At 64.7% G+C, this 18668-nt stretch carries 20 protein-coding genes; 11 read left to right on the top strand and 9 right to left on the bottom strand.

Going from position 1 to position 18668, the window contains the following annotated elements; all coding sequences use genetic code 11:
- Position 1 precedes the first annotated feature (1 nt).
- From AC3EMP_RS26430 to pcaQ, 6 genes are all read right to left on the bottom strand, one after another.
- A complete protein-coding gene (locus AC3EMP_RS26430; RefSeq protein WP_352710866.1) occupies positions 2 to 1066 on the bottom strand; it encodes a branched-chain amino acid ABC transporter permease in 1065 nt (354 codons plus the stop codon).
- The gene (locus AC3EMP_RS26425; RefSeq protein WP_352710869.1) at positions 1063 to 1959 is read right to left on the bottom strand and encodes a branched-chain amino acid ABC transporter permease; all 897 of its coding nucleotides are present in this window, start codon (positions 1957 to 1959) and stop codon (positions 1063 to 1065) included. The genes AC3EMP_RS26430 and AC3EMP_RS26425 overlap by 4 nt, the downstream gene beginning before the upstream one ends.
- Positions 1956 to 2684, bottom strand: coding sequence for an ABC transporter ATP-binding protein (locus AC3EMP_RS26420; protein WP_352597104.1), 729 nt, complete (start codon positions 2682 to 2684; stop codon positions 1956 to 1958). Before AC3EMP_RS26420 ends, AC3EMP_RS26425 begins: the two co-directional genes overlap by 4 nt.
- Positions 2681 to 3355 carry an ABC transporter ATP-binding protein gene (locus tag AC3EMP_RS26415; RefSeq protein WP_352597148.1) on the bottom strand — a complete coding sequence of 225 codons (675 nt, stop codon included), beginning with the start codon at positions 3353 to 3355 and terminating at the stop codon, positions 2681 to 2683. The genes AC3EMP_RS26420 and AC3EMP_RS26415 overlap by 4 nt, the downstream gene beginning before the upstream one ends.
- Positions 3356 to 3444: 89 nt before the next feature.
- Positions 3445 to 4743, bottom strand: coding sequence for an ABC transporter substrate-binding protein (locus AC3EMP_RS26410; RefSeq protein ID WP_352597106.1), 1299 nt, complete (start codon positions 4741 to 4743; stop codon positions 3445 to 3447).
- Positions 4744 to 5018: 275 nt separating this feature from the next.
- Positions 5019 to 5936 (bottom strand): pca operon transcription factor PcaQ, encoded by a 918-nt coding sequence (pcaQ, locus tag AC3EMP_RS26405; RefSeq protein ID WP_023685275.1) that lies wholly within the window; start codon positions 5934 to 5936, stop codon positions 5019 to 5021.
- Positions 5937 to 6028: 92 nt separating this feature from the next.
- On the opposite strand from pcaQ, the gene pcaD reads away from it, so the two are divergent.
- Genes pcaD through pobA form a run of 6 tightly spaced genes read left to right on the top strand, consistent with a single transcriptional unit; the run spans position 6029 to position 10847 of the window.
- On the top strand, positions 6029 to 6838 hold the full coding sequence (gene pcaD, locus AC3EMP_RS26400; protein ID WP_352597110.1) for a 3-oxoadipate enol-lactonase: 810 nt from the start codon (positions 6029 to 6031) through the stop codon (positions 6836 to 6838).
- Positions 6831 to 7244 (top strand): 4-carboxymuconolactone decarboxylase, encoded by a 414-nt coding sequence (gene pcaC / locus AC3EMP_RS26395; RefSeq protein ID WP_023668153.1) that lies wholly within the window; start codon positions 6831 to 6833, stop codon positions 7242 to 7244. Before pcaD ends, pcaC begins: the two co-directional genes overlap by 8 nt.
- Positions 7234 to 7989, top strand: coding sequence for a protocatechuate 3,4-dioxygenase subunit beta (gene pcaH, locus AC3EMP_RS26390; RefSeq protein ID WP_023668154.1), 756 nt, complete (start codon positions 7234 to 7236; stop codon positions 7987 to 7989). Before pcaC ends, pcaH begins: the two co-directional genes overlap by 11 nt.
- The gene (pcaG, locus tag AC3EMP_RS26385; protein ID WP_023668155.1) at positions 7989 to 8603 is read left to right on the top strand and encodes a protocatechuate 3,4-dioxygenase subunit alpha; all 615 of its coding nucleotides are present in this window, start codon (positions 7989 to 7991) and stop codon (positions 8601 to 8603) included. The genes pcaH and pcaG overlap by 1 nt, the downstream gene beginning before the upstream one ends.
- Positions 8604 to 8622: 19 nt before the next feature.
- Complete coding sequence (locus AC3EMP_RS26380; RefSeq protein WP_023714834.1) at positions 8623 to 9675, top strand: 3-carboxy-cis,cis-muconate cycloisomerase; 1053 nt, start codon at positions 8623 to 8625, stop codon at positions 9673 to 9675.
- Positions 9675 to 10847: a 4-hydroxybenzoate 3-monooxygenase gene (gene pobA / locus AC3EMP_RS26375; RefSeq protein WP_023712110.1), complete on the top strand. Its 1173-nt coding sequence runs from the start codon at positions 9675 to 9677 to the stop codon at positions 10845 to 10847. The genes AC3EMP_RS26380 and pobA overlap by 1 nt, the downstream gene beginning before the upstream one ends.
- Before the next feature lie 13 nt (positions 10848 to 10860).
- On the opposite strand, the gene pcaF is transcribed toward pobA, so the two are convergent.
- The 3 genes from pcaF to AC3EMP_RS26360 are packed head-to-tail and all read right to left on the bottom strand — an operon-like array spanning position 10861 to position 13710.
- A complete protein-coding gene (gene pcaF / locus AC3EMP_RS26370; protein WP_023687925.1) occupies positions 10861 to 12066 on the bottom strand; it encodes a 3-oxoadipyl-CoA thiolase in 1206 nt (401 codons plus the stop codon).
- A gap of 1 nt (position 12067) precedes the next feature.
- Entirely contained in the window at positions 12068 to 12856 is a 789-nt protein-coding gene (locus tag AC3EMP_RS26365; RefSeq protein WP_023725442.1) for a CoA-transferase subunit beta, read from the bottom strand.
- Positions 12853 to 13710: a CoA transferase subunit A gene (locus tag AC3EMP_RS26360; protein ID WP_352710877.1), complete on the bottom strand. Its 858-nt coding sequence runs from the start codon at positions 13708 to 13710 to the stop codon at positions 12853 to 12855. The genes AC3EMP_RS26365 and AC3EMP_RS26360 overlap by 4 nt, the downstream gene beginning before the upstream one ends.
- Before the next feature lie 116 nt (positions 13711 to 13826).
- Between AC3EMP_RS26360 and AC3EMP_RS26355 the strand changes: the two genes are divergently transcribed.
- The 5 genes from AC3EMP_RS26355 (at position 13827) to AC3EMP_RS26335 (ending at position 18633) form a co-directional block, all read left to right on the top strand.
- Positions 13827 to 14597, top strand: coding sequence for an IclR family transcriptional regulator domain-containing protein (locus AC3EMP_RS26355; RefSeq protein ID WP_023826443.1), 771 nt, complete (start codon positions 13827 to 13829; stop codon positions 14595 to 14597).
- 206 nt (positions 14598 to 14803) lie between these two features.
- Entirely contained in the window at positions 14804 to 15529 is a 726-nt protein-coding gene (locus AC3EMP_RS26350; RefSeq protein WP_023687928.1) for a GntR family transcriptional regulator, read from the top strand.
- 3 nt (positions 15530 to 15532) lie between these two features.
- Positions 15533 to 16567 carry an ADP-ribosylglycohydrolase family protein gene (locus tag AC3EMP_RS26345; protein ID WP_352710880.1) on the top strand — a complete coding sequence of 345 codons (1035 nt, stop codon included), beginning with the start codon at positions 15533 to 15535 and terminating at the stop codon, positions 16565 to 16567.
- Entirely contained in the window at positions 16564 to 17538 is a 975-nt protein-coding gene (locus AC3EMP_RS26340) for a PfkB family carbohydrate kinase (RefSeq protein WP_023714831.1), read from the top strand. Before AC3EMP_RS26345 ends, AC3EMP_RS26340 begins: the two co-directional genes overlap by 4 nt.
- 33 nt (positions 17539 to 17571) lie before the next feature.
- Positions 17572 to 18633, top strand: coding sequence for an ABC transporter substrate-binding protein (locus AC3EMP_RS26335; RefSeq protein ID WP_023687931.1), 1062 nt, complete (start codon positions 17572 to 17574; stop codon positions 18631 to 18633).
- The last annotated feature ends 35 nt before the right edge of the window (positions 18634 to 18668 follow it).

The following is an 18668-nucleotide window of genomic DNA, read 5'->3' as shown; positions in this document are numbered from 1 at the left end:
GTCACGCCTTTTCACTATGCGTTGCGGCCTGTTGCGGCGAAGGCGTCGCGTCACTATCGCCGGCGTTTGCCGGCAGCCTGACCCGGTAGCCGACCGGTAGCAGGCGCAGGCCAAAGCGCTCCTCCAGCGTTCCCCACACGCCGCGCGGCAGGAACAGCGAGAACAGCACCGCCGTGGCGCCGAGGCCGATCAGATACCAGACGCCGGTGCCGCCGAACCAGGTCTCGATGAGGAAGAACAGCAGCGCACCCAGAATGGCGCCCTCGAAGGTGCCGATGCCGCCGACCAGCACCATGAAGATCATGTAGGCGGTCCACTGGACGTTGAAGTAGGTTTTCGGCTGGAAGGTGATCGACGTGGCCAACCACAGCGCGCCGGCCATGCCGATGCCGAAGGCGGCGAGCACGAAGAGCAGCCGCTTGGTTCCGGTGACGCGCACGCCGACCGATGCCGCGGCCTCCTCATTGTCCCTGATGGCGCGGATGGCCGCACCCGTGCTGCCACGCAGCAGGCTAAACAGGATGGCAAGGAGCGCCGTCATCGCGGCCAACGCCAGCCAGTAGATCGTCGCCCGCCTGGAACCGGCGTCATAGATGTTGAGCGAGATCAGCGACGTCCCGGTCTCGCCTTGCACCAGCCGGTCGAGATTGACCAGCAGATGGGTGAGCGCCGCGATCACCCACATGCCGATGGCGAACTCGCCGTTCTTCAGCTTCAGCATGAACAGCGACATTGGCCAGGAGATCGCGCCGACGATGATCGCGGAGACGAACAGCGAGGCGAACGGGTTGAGGCCGGCATCGGCCAGACGGATGGCGAAATAGGCGCCGAGGCCGAAGAACACTTGCTGTCCAACCGAAACCAGCCCGCCGAAGCCGGCCAGCGCGTTCCACATCGCTGCCAGGATCACATAGATGAACAAGGCGGTAAGGCGGTCGACGGCGCCGGCCGACAGGAAGTGCGGCGCGATGCCAAGCAGCGCGATGATGACGACGACCGCAATCGCCGAGATGCGCGAGGCGGAGGTGCCGCGCTCGATGACGGGGTCGTTTAAAACCGCGCTCATGATGCTTTCCTCGCGGGCAGGCGCAGCAGGCCGCGCAGGCCGAGGCCGGAGGTGGAGAGCCGGATGAACAGCACGATCAGGAAGGCGACATGGCCGCCGATCAGAAAACCTTGCGGATGGATCTGCGCGCCGAGCGTCTGGGCGAGCGCCAGAACGATGCCGCCGACCAGCGTGCCCCATAGCGAACCGGCGCCGCCGATCACCGCCGCCTCGAAAGCGAACAGCAATTGAGGTGCGCCGGTATAGGGATCGAAGGTGGCGCGCATGGCGAGGAAGGCGCCGGCCAGCCCAACGGTGACCATGGCGATGGCGGCGGCGAGGGCATTGGCGCGGCGCGCATCGACGCCGACGAGACCGGCCGTGTCGGGATCTTCCGACGTGGCGCGGATCGAGCGGCCAAGCCTGGTGCGGGTGAGGAACAGCTGCAGTCCGCCAAGCAATATGACGGCGGCGGCGAACATGATCACGGCAAGCTTGCCGACATAGATGCTGCCCGGCCATTCCCAGGAATCGTAGGAGAGGCTGCCGATATAGGGCGCCAGCGAACGTGTGTCGGCGCCGAACTGCTCGAACAGCGCATTGTCGATGACGATGGCGAGGCCGAACGTGGTCAGGATCGGCAGGAGCGCGCCGCCGCGGGCGCTGCGCTCGAGCAGGAAGCGCTGCAGCGCCCAGCCGATGGCCGCCATCAGCGGCAGCACGATGAGCAGGCCGACGAAGGGCGAGATATGGAATTGCGAGGCGAGCCGCCACAGCGCATAGGCGGAAAACACGGCCAGGCTTCCATGTGCGAGGTTGATGATGCGCATCACCGAAAACATGAAGGAGAGGCCGCAGGCGATCAGCGCGTAGTAGCCGCCGAGCAGGATGCCCTGGACGATCTGGTTGCTCATGCCGGCACACTCCCGGCGCTTTTTCTGTGCAGACCGAAATAGGCTTTCGTCACTTCATCGCGGGACATGCCCTTGCTCGGGCCTTCCAGCGCGACGCGTCCTTCGAGCATGCAGATGACCTTGTCCGAGACCGAGAGCGCGCGATTGAGGTCCTGTTCGACCAGGATGATCGTCGTGCCGGAGCTGATCAGGCCTTGCAGCGAAGCGTATACGCGATCGACCACCAGCGGCGACAGGCCGAGCGAGACCTCGTCGAGCAGCAGCAGTTCGGGATTGCTCATCAAAGCGCGGCCGATGGCGGTGGCCTGCTGCTCGCCACCGGAGAGATGCCCGGTCTTGGCATGGCGGCGCGGCTTCAGATTGGGGAACGTGTCGAGCACTCGTTCCACGCTCCAGTCGCCGGGACGGCCGGCGGTCTTGCCAAGCAGGAGGTTCTCCTCGACCGTCATCTGCACGAACAGTTTTCGCCCTTCCGGCACCAGCGCGACGCCCATGCCGACGCGCTTGTGCGAGGGAACGCCGGTGATATCGGCACGATTCAGCAGCACGCGGCCGGCCGTCGGCTGGTGCGCGCCGGCGATCGCCCGCAGCAGGGTCGTCTTGCCGGCGCCGTTGGCGCCGACCAGCGCCAGCGTTTCGCCGCGCTCGATCGTAAAGCTCACACCGCGCACCGCCTGCAACAGGCCATGGCGGACGACCAGATTCTCGATTGCGAGCAGGCTCATTTCGGGCCTCCGCCGAGATAGGCGCGCACGACTTCCGGGTCGGCCATCACCGCTTGCGGCTCGCCATCGGCGATGATCTTGCCGGCGTCCATACAGATCAGCCGCTCTGCCACCTGCAGCAGGATGTGGACGATGTGCTCGATCCAGACGATGCCGATCTTGCGGCGGCGCAATTCCTTGATGGTATCGACAAGTTCGCTCGCCTCGCCATCGGTCAGGCCGCCGCCGATCTCGTCGAGCAGAAGCAGCGTCGGCCTTGCCGCGAGCGCGCGGGCAAGTTCCAGCCGCTTGCGGTCGAGCAGGCCGAGCGTTTCGGCGCGCCGGTTGGCCACGCCCAGCATGCCGCACAGTTTCAGCGACGCCAACGCCTCTTCATAGGCCTCGTCGCGGGCGAGACCGGCGCCATGCGATGCCGCAACAAAAACGTTCTCGAACGTGGTCATGCCGCCGAACGGTTTCGGCACCTGGTGCGTGCGCACCAGGCCGAGCCGGCAGCGCTGCGTTGCCGGCAGCGCCGTCACATCGCCGCCCTTGAAGGCGACCGTGCCGGCGCTCGGCGGGAAGGCGCCTGACAAGATGCTGAGCAGCGTCGTCTTGCCGGCGCCGTTCGGGCCGACGATGCCGACGGCCTCAGCGGCATTCATGGCGAAGTCGACATCGTCGAGCACCACCAGCGCGCCGAAGCGTTTCTGGATGCCGGCAGCGCGGAGGATCGCGGCGTTTGCTGAACCGTTCACGATGCGATCCCCGTAGCCGTCCGTCAGCCGTTATACGGCTGGAGCTTGGCCTCGACCGGAACCTTCGGGTCGGTGGCGTTCTCGGTCACGACGTAGTCGAGCGGGAATTTGCCGCCTTCCTTGGCCGCCACCCATTGGGTGCCGATGATCGGGCCGGGAGAGACATTGGCGACCGGGCCGCTGGTGAAGTCGACCTTGCCGATCATGGTCTCGGTGTTGAGCGTGCTCAGCGCCTTGGCGACGGCCGCCTTGTCCTTGGCGTCGGTGCTTGCCTTCAGCGCCTCGAAGCCGGCGTCGAGCAGCGACATCGAGGCGCCGAGCTGCTGCGTCCACTGCTTGCCGCTGGCGGCCTCATAACCGTCGGCCAGTTCGATTCCCGAAACGCCGGTCAGCGGCGACTTGTAGGGGAAGGCCTTGTGCCAGTAAGCGGCGCTCGAAATCTTGTTGCCGAGATCGCCCAGCGCCTCGATGTCGGACGGGAACAGCCCGGTCTTGGCGACCTGGCAGATCTTGATCTGCTTGATCAGGCCTTGCTGCGCGGCCTGGCGCCAGAAGGCGGCGAAGTCCGGCGGGATCGGGAAGGAGTTGAAGATCTCGACGCCTTCCTGCTTGAACAGCGCGATCTGCGAGGAATAGTCGGTGGTGCCGGTCTCGTAGGCACCGGGATCGACGATGGTGAAACCCTGCTTTGCCAGCAACGGCGCCAGATGGGTGCGGATGGCATTGCCGTCGGCGTCGTTGGGATACATGACGCCGACCTTCTTGTTGGTCTCGATCAGGTTCCATTGCGAGATGTAGGTCCGGAAGAACTCGTCGACGCCGAAGCCGAAATGATAGGTCCATTTGAACGGCGAGGGTTCCCCGGGCTTGGCGCCGCGGCCGAAATACCAGGCCTCCCACGGCATGACGGTGGAGAGGCAAGGCACGCCGGCGGCTTCGCAGGCGTCGGCGACCGGGTTGATCACCTCCGGCGTCGACACCGCCAGCATCAGGTCGACGGCCTGGTTGTTGATGAGGTCCTTGGCGAGCTGGCCGGCGCGGGACGGGTCGGATTGCGTGTCCTGGTCGATGATCTCGACACTGTATTTCTTGCCGCCGATGTCGATGCCGTTGGCGAGCGCCTTGCGGGCGAGGTCGAGCACATAGCCGTCGGTCTGGCCGAAGCCGGCGAGCGGCCCGGTGCGCGGGCTGACAAAGCCGACCTTCAGCGTGTCGGCGGCCTGCGCGAAGGCCTGGCCGCGGCTGAGCGCAAGTGCCGCGCCGCCGGCGAGCGATGTGGCGATGAACTGGCGCCGCGAGACGCCGGATTTGCTTGAGGTCATGCTGGTATTCCTCCCTTTCCTGACGGCACCTGGAGGTCACCGCCGGCCTGCTCAAAATCGATGCCGCCCGTTCTTAAGATCGGAGATCGCCCCGGCAGGCCTTGAGGCGGCAGCGGAACGCCGCCAATGCCGATAAGGCACGATTTCGATCCTCCCATCGTCACAGTGCCCTAGGTGTTTGGTTTGGTAAAATGATATTTTGCGGTGTTTCGTTAACCAACAGGTTATGGAAATACGGCTGAAGGCCCGCTCTGCGCCAGATTGGCGAAAGGTGCTCAGGCGTTCTGGCTGGCCGCCTCGCGAATGGTCTGCAGCAGGATGGTGAAGGCCGGCGAAGGCGCAGTGTCGGTCCGCATCGTCAGGCCGACGGGCCCTTTGGTTTCCTCGGTGTTGACGGGCAAGGCGACGAAGGCGCCGCTGGAGAGTTCGTTGGCGACGACGCCTGTCGATATGATCCAGACCGCATTGCTTTGGCGCAGGAAGGCACGGCCGAAGGAATCCGAGACGGTCTCGATCTCGGTCGCAGGCGCCGTCATGCCGTTGGTGATGAACAGGCGGTCGACGAACGGGCGGATGACCGACTCCCGCGTCGGCATCAGCACCGGGAATTCATCGAGCCGGGCGAAGATGTCCTGGCCCGGCTGCAGCAGCGGATGGCCGGCCCTCACCACGAACAGCACCGGTTCGGAATAGAGATGCTCGAAGAAGAAGCCGGTCATGTTTTCCGGCGCCGCAAGCCGGCCGACGACGAGATCGAGCGCACCGACGCGCAACTGTTCCAGCAGGACCGCGTTCTCGCCGGTGACGATCTTGATCGCAGCACCGGTATTTTCACTCAGGAACAGGCTTATGGCGCGTGGCATCACCTTGGCCGACACTGTCGGGAGCGCGCCGATGCGGATCGGATGCCGGTTGATGGCGCCGTCCTGGCGGACGGAATCGACGCCGCGCTTCAGTGCCGTGATCGCCGTGCCGGCATGGCCGAGAAAGATTTCGCCAAGCCGCGTCACCCTGATGCCGCGGCCGTCGCGTTCGACGACAGCGATGCCAAGCGCCTCCTCCAATTCGCGCAACGTCTTGGTCACGGCCGGTGGGCTGACATGGAGAAAGTCGGCCGCCCTAGCCACGCTGCCTTGCCGCGCTACCTCAAGGAATGCCTGCAGGTGACGGAACCTTATGCGGCTTTCGGACATGTTCTCATAACCTAGCAGTTAATGAAACGGCGTAAAATATCATTTTACCAAACCAAATGCCTTGTGCAATGTGAACACGGAGGATCGAAATCGTGCCATTCGTCAACATTGGCGGCATCACGCTGCACCATCGCCATATCAAGGCGAAGGGAAATGCGCGGCCGATCGTGTTCATCAATTCGCTGGGCACCGACTTCCGCATCTGGGACGAGGTGTTGTCCGAACTGGGTGGCGAAATACCTGTGTTGGTCTACGACAAGCGCGGCCATGGCCTGTCCGACATTGGTGGCGTCAGCTCGATCGACGAGCATGTCGATGATCTGTCGGGCCTGATCGATCATTTCGAACTGAACAATGCGGTGCTGTGCGGCCTGTCGGTGGGCGGCCTGATTGCGCAAGGGTTTTATGCCCGGCGCCCCGAAATCGTCGACGGCCTCATCCTGTGCGACACCGCCCACAAGATCGGCACGGCCGACAGCTGGAACACCCGCATCGAAACGGTCGAAAGCAAAGGCATCCAGGCCATCGCCGATGCCGTGCTCAAAATGTGGTTTACGCCTGCCTTCCACGCGGACCGTGTCGCCGAGCTCGACGGCTACTGGAACATGATGACCCGGCAAGCCGTCGCCGGCTATGTCGGCACCTGCGCCGCGGTGCGCGATGCCGATTTTACCGAGGCTGCGCAGGCGATCGCGGTGCCCACGCTTTGCGTCGTTGGCGACCAGGACGGCTCGACGCCGCCGGATCTCGTCCGCTGGCTGGCCGATCTGATCCCAGGCGCACATTTCGAAATCATTCGTGACGCCGCGCACATCCCTTGCGTCGAACAGCCCGAGGCGCTGACCACCCTGATCCGCGATTTCGTCGCGGCGCTTCCCCTGAGAAAGCAGACCCATGGATGAACTGCCCAAAAACGAAACCAGATACCGAACCGGGCTGACCGTCAGGCGCTCGGTGCTCGGCGACCCTCATGTCGATCGCAGCGAGGATGCCGTCACCGATTTCGACCGGCCGTTCCAGGAGCTGATCACCGAGGCAGCATGGGGCACTGTGTGGGCGCGTCCGGGCTTCAGCAGGCGCGAACGCTCGATCGTGACGCTGGCACTGCTGGCCGCCCTTGGCCATGATGAAGAGGTCGCCATGCATGTGCGCGCCACCGCCAACACCGGTGCGTCGCGCGACGATATCTGCGAAGCGTTCCTGCATGTCGCGATCTATGCCGGCGTGCCGGCGGCCAACCGCGCCTTCAGGATCGCCAAGGAGGTGTTTTCGGAAATGGACGGAAGCAGGGCTGGCCATGCCAGCTGATGCCGGCTCGAACCGCAGGCCCGAGACCGGCGCCTTCTTCCAGCGCGACCGCGGCTGGCACCCGCCGGCGCTGACGCCCGACTACAAGACTTCGGTGCTGCGCTCGCCGCAGAAGGCGCTGCTGGCCTTCGACAACACGGCGTCGGAGATCACCGGTCCGGTGTTCGGCCACGCCGTGCTGGGCGAACTCGACAATGACCTGATCCACAATTTTGCAAAGTCCGGCGAGAGCGCCATCGGCGAGCGTATCATCGTCTATGGCCGCGTGCTCGACGAGCGCGGCCAGGGCGTCTCCGGCGCGCTGCTCGAATTCTGGCAGGCCAATGCGGGCGGCCGCTACCGCCACAAGAAGGACGGCTATCTGGCGCCGCTCGATCCGAATTTCGGCGGCTGCGGCCGCACCATCACCGATGCCGACGGCGGCTATGCCTTTCGCACGGTGAAGCCAGGTCCCTATCCCTGGCCGAACGGGCCCAATGACTGGCGGCCGTCGCACATCCATTTCTCGGTGTTCGGCCACGGCTTCGCACAGCGGCTGATCACCCAGATGTATTTCGAGGGCGACCCGCTGATCTGGCGGTGCCCGATCGTGCGCGGTATCCGCGACAGGGCGGCGATCGAGACGCTGGTAGCGGCGCTCGACATGCAGGCGACGATCCCGTTCGACGCGCGCGCCTACAAGTTCGACATCGTGTTGCGCGGACGCCGCGCCTCGCTGTTCGAAAACCGTCCGGAGGGCAATTGATGGCGCAATCGCTGACCCGGCTGAAGGAGAGCCCGTCGCAGACCGCCGGGCCCTACGTGCATATCGGGCTGACGCCGAATTTCGGCGGTATCGGCGGCGTCTACCCGACAGACCTGGGCGCCACGATGCTCAACGACAACGCCAAGGGCGACCGCATCGGTTTGCGCATTCGCGTGCTCGACGGCACCGGCACGCCGCTCAGGGATGCGTTGATCGAGATCTGGCAAGCGGATGCCAATGGCTTCTACAATTCGCCGGCCGAATTGCGCGGCGATGCCGATCCGGATTTTCAGGGCTGGGGCCGTCAGCCGACCGACATGGAAACCGGCCTGTGCAGTTTTCAGACGATCAAGCCGGGACGCGTGCCGTATGGCGACGGCCGGCTGATGGCGCCGCATATCAGCCTGTGGATCGTCGCCCGCGGCATCAATATCGGCCTCCACACGCGGCTCTATTTCTCCGACGAGGCCAAGGCCAATGCCGAGGATCCGATCCTGGCCCGCATCGAGCACAAGGTGCGCGTGCCGACGCTGATCGCCGAGCGGCAAGGCGACGACTATATTTTCGACGTCCATCTCCAAGGGGAGAAGGAAACGGTCTTCTTCGACAGCTGACGGTCAGGAAACCAATGACATGACCGTATCGCCCTTCGACCATCCGCTGCTTTCCGGCCTGCTCGGCGACGAGGAGGCGGCTCGGCATTTTTCGGTGGATGGGGAAATCGCCGCCATGCTCGATTTCGAGCGCGCGCTGGCGCAAGCGGAAGCCGAAAGCGGGATTATCGGCACGGATGCCGCCGCGGCGATTATACCTGTCCTGTTGTCATACAAGCCGGACACCGCGAGGCTGCGGGCCGGTGTGGCGAAGGATGGCGTGATCGTGCCCGAACTGGTGCGCCAGTTGAAGGCAGCGGTCGGCGCGCCGCACGACGCCGGCGTGCATTTCGGCGCAACCAGCCAGGACGTCATCGACACTGGCCTGGTTCTTCGGCTGCGCCGGCTCATTGAACATCTCGACCTGCTGCTGACTGAGAACATTTTGCGGCTGGTGGGGCTGGAAGAACGTTTTGGCAGCCGTGCATTGACAGCGATTACGCGCATGCAGCCGGCGATCCCAATTCAGGCGTCGGACCGCGTGGCGGTGTGGCGCACGCCGCTGCAACGGCATCAGCAGAGACTGTCGGAGCAATCCAAGCGTCTGATCGTGGTGCAGTTTGGCGGCGCCGCCGGCACGCTGGAGAAGCTGGGCGACAAAGGACCTGCCGTGCGCGCCGCCCTTGCCGCAAAGCTCGGCCTTGGCGACGCGCCGCAATGGCACAGCCAGCGGGATGCGCTGGCCGAATTCGCCGGGCTGCTATCGCTCATCACCGGCAGTCTCGGCAAGTTCGGCCAGGACGTTGCGCTGATGGCGCAAGGTGGAACCGACATCAAGCTGTCCGGCGGCGGCGGCTCGTCGGCCATGCCGCACAAGCAGAACCCGGTGAAGGCGGAAGTGCTGGTGACGCTGGCGCGCTTCAACGCCACCCAGCTTTCCGGCATGCACCAGGCGCTGGTGCATGAGCAGGAGCGCTCCGGTGCTGCCTGGACGCTGGAATGGCTGCTCTTGCCGCAAATGGCGATAGCGACCGCGGCTGCGCTACGGCTCGCCGCCGAACTCGCCGGACAGATCGAAAGCCTGGGACACTGATGCGCACAAAGATCGTCATTGTCGGCTCCGGACCGTCCGGGCTGCTGCTTGGCCAGCTTCTCGGCACCATTGGCGTCGAGACGGTGATCCTCGAACGTTCGAGCCGGCAGCATGTGCTTGGCCGGGTGCGGGCAGGGGTGCTCGAACAAGGCACCGTCGAGTTGCTCGAAGAGGCGGGCGCAGCTGTAAGGCTGCATGCCGAGGGCCTGCTGCATGCCGGCATCTCGCTTGCGTTCGGCGGCGGCCTGCACCGGCTCGACCTCACGGCACTGACCGGCGGCAAGCATGTCACCGTCTATGGTCAGACCGAAGTGACGCACGATCTGATGGACAAGCGCGAGGCGGCCGGGCTGACCACCGTCTATGAGGCGGCCAACGTCGCGCTGCATGGTTTCGATGGCGAAGCGCCCTACGTCACCTACGACAAGGACGGCGTCAGCCATTGCATCGACTGCGACTTCATCGCCGGCTGCGACGGCTATCACGGCGTTAGCCGCAAATCGGCGCCTGGGCGGGCGCTGAAAACCTTCGAGCGGACCTATCCCTTCGGCTGGCTCGGCGTGCTGGCCGAAGTGCCGCCGGCCGATCACGAACTGGTCTACGCCAACCATGAGCGGGGCTTTGCGCTGTGCTCGATGCGGTCGACGCATCGCAGCCGCTACTATGTGCAGGTCCCGGCTGACGAACAGGTCGACGCCTGGAGCGACGGTCGCTTCTGGGACGAATTGCGCAGTCGCCTGCCGGAACAGACCGCAGCCGCGGTCGTTACCGGCCCGTCCTTCGAAAAATCAATCGCGCCGCTGCGCTCCTTCGTCGCCGAGCCGATGCGCTTCGGCCGGCTGTTCCTGGTCGGCGACGCCGCCCATATCGTGCCGCCGACGGGCGCCAAGGGGCTCAACCTCGCCGCCAGCGATGTGCGCTATCTCTTTGCTGGGCTTCGCGAATTCTATCTGGACAAATCACCAAGCGGGCTCGACGCTTATTCAGCCAAGGCGCTGGCCAGAGTGTGGAAGGCGGTGCGCTTCTCCTGGTGGATGACGACGATGCTGCACCGCTTTCCCGATACGGGCGAGTTCGGCCAGCGCATCCAGGAAGCCGAGCTCGACTATCTCGTGCATTCGCAAGCGGCGTCGACCGCGCTGGCTGAAAACTATGTCGGTTTGCCCTATTAAGGGCGGTGCAAACTCAAACCCGTTCGAGCGCCACTGCGATGCCCTGGCCGACGCCGATGCACATGGTGGCGAGCGCATAGCGGGCGCCGCGCTCGCGAAGCTCCAGCGCAGCCGTGCCTGCAATGCGCGCGCCCGACATGCCCAAGGGATGACCAAGCGCGATGGCGCCGCCATTGGGGTTGACGTGCTCCGCATCCTCGGCGATGCCGAGTTGGCGGAGCACGGCGATGCCTTGGGAGGCGAAGGCTTCGTTGAGTTCGATGACATCGAATTGGTGCGGTGTCAGGCCGAGGCGAGCGCAGAGCTTTTGTGTCGCCGGAGCAGGGCCGATGCCCATGATGCGCGGCGCCACGCCGGCGGCAGCGCCGCCGAGGATGCGGGCGATCGGCGTCAGGCCGTGTTTTTTCACAGCCGCTTCGGAGGCGATGATCAGCGCCGCCGCGCCATCGTTGACGCCCGATGCGTTGCCGGCAGTGACCGTGCCGTCTTGCCGGAACGGCGTCGGCAATTTGGCCAGCGACTCGACCGTGGTGCCGGCGCGGGGATGCTCATCCTTCGATACGATAGTCGCATCGCCCTTTTTCTGCGGGACCGTCACCGGGGTAATCTCCTTCGCCAGCCGGCCATTGGCCTGTGCCGCGACGGCCTTGTCCTGGCTGCGCACGGCAAAGGCGTCCTGGTCGGCGCGCGACACTGAAAAATCCTCGGCGACGTTCTCGCCGGTCTCCGGCATGGAATCGACGCCATATTGTTTCTTCATCAGCGGGTTGATGAAACGCCAGCCGATGGTGGTGTCATGGATCTCGGCATGGCGTGAAAAGGCGGTCTCGGCCTTGGGCATGACGAAGGGCGCGCGGCTCATCGATTCGACGCCGCCGGCGATCATCAACTCGGCTTCGCCCGCCTTGATGGCGCGGGCGGCAATGGTGAGCGCGTCCATGCCGGACCCGCAGAGGCGATTGACGGTCGAGCCTGAAATTTCCTTCGGCAGTCCGGCCAGGAGCAGCGACATGCGGGCTACATTGCGGTTGTCCTCGCCGGCCTGATTGGCGCAGCCATAGACGACGTCGTCGACAGCCTGCCAGTCGATGCCGGCATTGCGCTCGACCAGCGCCTTCAGCGGGATGGCGCCAAGATCGTCGGCCCGCACCGACGACAGCGAGCCGCCGAAACGGCCGATCGGGGTGCGGATGTAATCGCAGATGAATGCCTCGGTCATGTCATGCGGCCTTTTCTTTTCCGCTTCCCTCATGCGCCGCCTTGGTGCGGGCCTGCAGGTCGCGCAATGTCGTCAGCTCGAGTTCCGTCGGCGCCGGCGTTTCGTCAAGCGCCTCGGCGAACTTTACGATCCAGCCACAGCTGTCCTGCACCTCAAGCCGCGTTGCGCCGGGATGCAACGACACCACGGTGAATTCCTTGCTCACCGGATCTGGCTTCCAGATGGCAAGGTCGGTGATCAGCAGCGTCGGCCCTGATGTCTCGATGCCGAGGCGCTGGCGATGGTCGCCGCCATCGCCATGGCCGAAGGAGGTGAAGAAGTCGATCTTCTCGACCATGCCGCGCTTGGACTGCGCCATGGTGATGTAGATCTCCTTCGACGAGGTGGCGATCTCCGGCGCGCCGCCGCCGCCGGGCAGGCGGGTCTTGGGATGCGCATAGTCGCCGATGATGGTGGTGTTGATGTTGCCGAACTTGTCGAGCTGGGCGGCACCGAGGAAACCGATCGAAATGCGGCCGCCCTGCAGCCAGTAACGAAACATCTCCGGCACCGAGACGGTCGTGACGGCGGTGTCGCAAAGTTCGCCGTCACCGATCGACAGCGGCAAAACATCGGGCGCGGTGCCGATGGTGCCGCTTTCATAGATCAGCGTGATGTCGGGCGCATGCGTCAGTCGCGCGACGTTGCAGGCGGCCGACGGCGCGCCAATGCCGACGAAGCAGACATCGTCGTTTTTCAGGGCTCGGCTGGCGGCAATCGTCATCATCTCATTGGGAGTAAAGCCGCTCATGCCGCGCTCCTCAGATGCTTTACGCGGCCGGCGAAATCGTCCGCCGTGCGCTCGAGGACATTCGCCTGCATCCAGGTCTGGAATTTTTCACGGTCGGCGGCGATGTCGTCCCATTCGAGATAGGCGGCATTGTCGCGCACATAATAGCCGTGCGTGTAGGAGGGATGCGAACCGCCTGATACCACCGAGATCGCAGCGATGGTCCAGCGCGGCAGCACGGTGAGGTTGGGATGCAGGTCGTCGAAATTGTCGACGACTTCCTCTACCGTCACCACGGCGCGCTTGGCCGCGAGCACCGCTTCCTTCTGGATGCCGATAATGCCTTCGACCAGCACATTGCCTTTTTTGTCGGCCTTCTGAGCGTGGATGAAGGTCACGTCCGGTCGGATGGAAGGAACGGCGGCAAGCACCTCGCCGGTGAACGGGCAGGTGACCGAGCGGATGTTGGGATTGACTGCCGCCAGCCCGGCGCCGCGATAGCCGCGGAACACCGCGCAAGGCAGGCCGGCAGCTCCCGCCTCGTAGGCGTTGGCCATGCCGGCATGGCTGTGCTCCTCGATCTCGATCGACCGGGGGAAGCCGTTCTCGATGGCGTCGCGGGCGCGGCGCAGCAGGCCGACGCCGGGATTGCCGACATAGGAGAAGATGATCTTCTTGGCCATGCCCATGCCGATCATCTGGTCGTAGATCAGGTCGGGGGTCATGCGGATGAGCGTCAGGTCGCGAAAGTCCTGGCGGATGGCCTCATGCGCCGCCGCCGTCGGGATCAGATGCGTGAAGCCTTCGAAGGCGACCGTATCGCCATCATGCAGGTTCTCAGCCACGGCCTGTTTGAGCGGCAGGAAATTGACCATCGCCAAGAACTCCGAAGTTCAAAAAGTTCGTATTGCGAACATTTGTTTTGTATGAGATATTTTTACATCGCGCCGCCGAGACGAGTCAAGGCGACGCATTGTCTTGCGGAGGCCGCATGGAGGACAAGGCAAAGACGCGCGACCATGTCGGCTCGCTGGAGCGCGGCCTTGCAGTCATGGAGATACTGGCCCGGCATCCGGCCGGGATGACGCTGACCGAAATGGCGGAGGAGGCGGGGCTGACCCGCGCCGGCGCGCGTCGCTTCCTGCTGACGCTGACCGCCACCGGCTATGCCACGCAATCCGGCCGGCAGTTTTCGCTGTCGCCGCGCCTGCTCGCCATCGTGCGCTCTTGGCTCGGCGGCGCCTCGCTATGGACATTCGCGGCATCCATCATGCGCGACGTCGCGGGCCAATTCGACGAGGCCTGTAACGCGGCGGTGCTGTCGGGCGAGGAAGTCGTCTATGTCGCGCGCATTCCTGGCCGCCGCATCCTCAGCGTTTCGCTCGATGTCGGCACCAGGCTGCCGGCGCATTGCACCTCGATGGGGCGCGTCCTGCTTGCGGGGCTGGGCGCGGATGAGCTGAAGGCCTTGCTTGCAGAGGCGAGGATCGAACGGCGCACGCCGAAGACGATCATCAGCCGCGCCGCGCTGGCCAAGGCCATCGACGCGGCGAGGGCGGATGGCTTTGCCGTCGTCGATGAAGAGCTGGAACTTGGCCTGCGCTCGATAGCGGTGCCGATCTATGACCGCGCCGGCAAGACCGTGGCGGCGATCAACGTCTCGACGCAGTCGGCGCGGTTCTCCGTCGAGGCGATGGAGCGGGATATCCTGCCAGCGCTGCGGACGGCCAAGCAACGGATTGAGGAATTTTTCTTCGTGTGAGCGCAAGGCTAATCGCCTGAGGGAAGCGCTGCCCCCGCTCTGTCTCGGAGACGGGACGCCCTGCGCGGTTAGCGTCGCCATGCGAACAAACGATGCCCGGGGCACCTGAGCACAACGCATATGCGTGAATCCAAATATATCGTTGACGTCGCCCTTCAACTCCAATATCGAACAGGACTATACAGGTTTACTGAACAGGTACCCATATGAAGCGGCGCGCGGTTCAACTTTCTCCCGGCACGGGCAAGCCCGAGCAGATCGCCACCGTTCTCGAACATGAGATCCGCTCCGGCGTGCTTGGCTTCGGCGACCGCCTGCAAAGCGAGAACGAACTCGTCCAGCGCTTTTCCGTCAGCCGCAACACGGTCCGCAAGGGCCTCGAGGAGTTGTCCAGCCGTGGGCTGATCACGACCAAGGTCGGCATCGGCTCCTTCGTCACTTTCGACGGCAAGCCGGTCGATGACAGCATTGGCTGGTCGCGGGCGCTGGCCAATGCCGGCGCCAATGCCGAGACGCGGACGCTGCGGCTTGAAGTGATCGAGGATGCCGATCTTGCCGCGCTGCTTGGCATCGAAAGCCCGTTCTTCATCGCCGTCGACCGGGTGCGCACCAATGCCAGCGACGGCCATGCGATCTCCATCGAACGCAGCCGCCTGCCGCTGTCGCCCGAACTGGAGGACGTGCCGCTGCGCGGTCTGCGCGAAGGCTCGCTGCACCAGACGCTGCGCGGCGCCGGCCTCATCCCAGACCATGGCGAGGAATGGGTCGGCATCGAGATGCTGAATGCCGAAGACGCCGCCATTCTCGGCTGCCCGCAAGGCACGCCGTTCCTGCGCGGACGCCGGCTGACGCGTGCGGCCGACGACCGGCCGATCGAATATGTAACCAGCCTGCTCAACCCGGCGCATTTCGCGCTGCATATGAGGTTTTGAGCGATGCCGGACAGAACCAACGACACGCTCGATCGCGCCATGGGCGCGCTTGTCGGTGGGGCGCTCGGTGATGCGCTGGGCATGCCGACGCAGCTTCTGTCGCCGGCGCGGATCGCCGAGCTATACGGCCATGTCGAGGATTTCGTGGCGCCGTTTGCCGATCATCCGGTGTCGAAGGGGCTCGTTGCCGGCACCATCACCGACGATACCGAACAGGCGCTGCTGCTTGGTCGCATTCTGGTCCAGTCCGGCGACCGCTTCGATCATGCGCGCTGGGTGAACGCACTGCTCGACTGGGAGCGCGAGGTCAAGGCGCGCGGCAGCTATGACCTGCTGGGACCATCGACCAAGCGCGCCATCGACGCCATCAATGACGGCGTGCCGGCGGAAGAGGCGGGAAGCCGGGGCGACACCAATGGCGCGGCCATGCGCATCGCGCCGGTCGGCATCATGATGCCGCTGGAACCGCTCGACGCTTTCGTCGCCAAGGTGGCCGAAACTTGCCGTGCCACGCACAACACCTCGATCGCCATCGCTTCGGCCGCAGCAGTTGCCGCCGCCGCCAGCCACGGCGTCGCCGGTGGCGACTGGCGTGCCGCTTCCGACAGCGCGGTAGCAGCCGCGCGGCGAGGCGCCCGGCTCGGACATTGGGTGACTGGAGGCGATATCGCCGCGCGTATCGCCTGGGCGCAGGAGCTCGTGCGCGGCAAGACCACGCGGGATGCGATCGGGCTCATCACCGATCTCGTCGGCACCGGTGTGGCCAGCCAGGAGTCCGTGCCGGCAGCTTTCGCCGTGCTTGAAGTCGCGCAGGGCGATCCCTGGCAAGCGGCAATCATCAGCGCCAATCTCGGCGGCGACACCGACACGATCGGCGCGATTGCCTCAGGCATGGCCGGCGCCTGCGTCGGCTTTTCGCAACTGCCGCAACAACACATTGCCGGGCTCGTCGGCATAGATATGGGGGAGGTGCGCTCGCTTGCCGAAGACCTCGTCGCGGCGCGCACGGCAAAGGCCAGCAAGGATGCCGCGGCATGAGTGGGCGTCTGGTCCATATCGGCAGCGCCGTCGTCGACTATGTCTACCGCATCGACGCCTTGCCGGCGCCGGGCTGCGAGAAGACCGCGTCGAGCTTTGCGCAGGTCGCCGGCGGCGGCTTCAACATGATGGTCGCGGCCAGCCGCACCGGCATGACGGTTGTGTTCGGCGGCCAGCTCGGCAGCGGACCGAATGGCGATTTCTTGCGCGCCGCGTTTGCGGCCGAAGGCATCATAACGCTGACGTCGCCATCGCCGGTCATGGACAGCGGCAATTGCGTCGCCATGATCTCCGGGGATGCCGAGCGCACCTTCGTGTCGTGGCCCGGTGCGGAGAGCTTTCTCAGCCTCGAGATGATGAGGCCCGTGGTGGTCGCGCCTGATGATTGGGTGTTCACGTCGGGCTATACGCTGAGCTATTCCGGCAGCCGCGACGCGCTGACCGACTGGATCGAGGCGCTGCCAGAAAACATTCCCTTCGTTTTCGATCCAACGCCGGTCATCGCGGATATCCCACGTCCCATCCTTTCGCGGGTGCTTGCCCGTACGACATGGCTGAGCTGCAACATGACGGAAGCGGTCGAGATCGCTGGGCAAGGCGATGTCGAGGCACTCGCCGCCCGGCTGCTCGCCGACCACTGCCCAAAGGCCGAAGGCGTCGTTATCCGCGCCGGCGCCAAGGGCTGTTTCGTGAGGTTGGTCAATGGCGAGACGCAGACCATTGCCGGCTTCAAGGTCGATGCCATCGACACCAATGGCGCCGGCGACACCCATATCGGCGGTTTCGTCAGTGCACTCTCGCGCGGCGTGCATCCCTTCGAGGCGGCGCGCTATGCCAATGCGGCGGCAGCACTTTCCGTCACCCGCCATGGCGGCTCATCGGCGCCGACCGACAGCGAGATCCAGACTTTCCTGAGCCAGGCCGCCACGGGCGAGCCGGGCCAGAACCAGAAGGCCCATCAGACAGCCTGACCCGCCAAGCGGGCAAACAAGAGAGGAACGAACATGCGCATGCCAAGACTGACTGCCCTGCTGACGGCGACCGCCGTCATCACCTCCGCGCTCACGCTGGCCGCCAGTGCCGCCGAAGTGCATGTGCTCAACTGGAAGGGCTACGGCGCCGACGAGCCGTGGGCGATCGAAGCCTTCGAAAAGGCGACCGGCAACAAGGTCGTCAACGACTTCTTCAATTCCGAACAGGAAATGCTGACCAAGATCCGCACCAATCCGGGCCTCTATGACGTGGTCATGATCAACGCCGCCTTCAACGATCAGGCGATGGCGGAAAAGCTGATCCAGCCGATCGATGTCTCGAAGCTGCCGAACTATGCCGACATCAGCAAGGACAAGGCGCAATCGCCGATGCTCGACCATGACGGCAAGGTCTATGGCGTGCCGTGGGTGTGGGGCCTGACGGCGCTGGCAATCAACGAAAAGTCCTTCGACAAGCCACCGACCTCGATCGCCGAAATGTGGGACCCAGCGCATAAGGGCCGGGTCGTCATTCGCGACGACGCTGTCGAAGCGGTGCAGTTCGGCGCCATCGCCACCGGTCAGAATATCAACGACATCAAGGATATGGAAGCGGTCAAGGCGAAGCTGACCTCGCTGATGCCGCAGATCAAGACGTTCTGGAGTTCGGAGAACGACTGGAACCAGATGGTCGCCTCCAACCAGATCGACATCGGCACCTATTGGAGCGGCTCGGCCGATCGCGCCAAGACCCACTTCAAGCTGCCGGTCTCGCTGGTCGTTCCGCAGGAAGGCGCCGTCGCCTGGCTCGACGCGTTCTCGATCCCGGTGGGCTCGAAGAATGTCGAAGGTGCGCAGGCCTTCATCAACTGGATGATCGATCCGAAATTCTATGTCGAATGGGTCACCAAGGTCGGCGCTCCGGTGTCGGCCAACACCAAGGCGGTGGAAGCGCTGCCTGAAGACTCCTTCAACCGCAAGGTGATGGGCGATCCCGAGGTGGCCAAGCGCATCCAGTTCCAGGCGCCGATCACCGACGCGCAGCGCGAGGCCTATCTGGCGCTGTGGCAGCAGCTCAAAGTCGACGTGAAGTAACGCTCACGTCCCGACCAGCCGGCGGTTGGCGCCGG

This window comes from Mesorhizobium sp. P160219 (genome assembly GCF_057786095.1).
The sequence above is the reverse complement of the archived record's forward strand: the minus strand, read 5'-3'. Positions and strand labels throughout refer to the sequence as shown.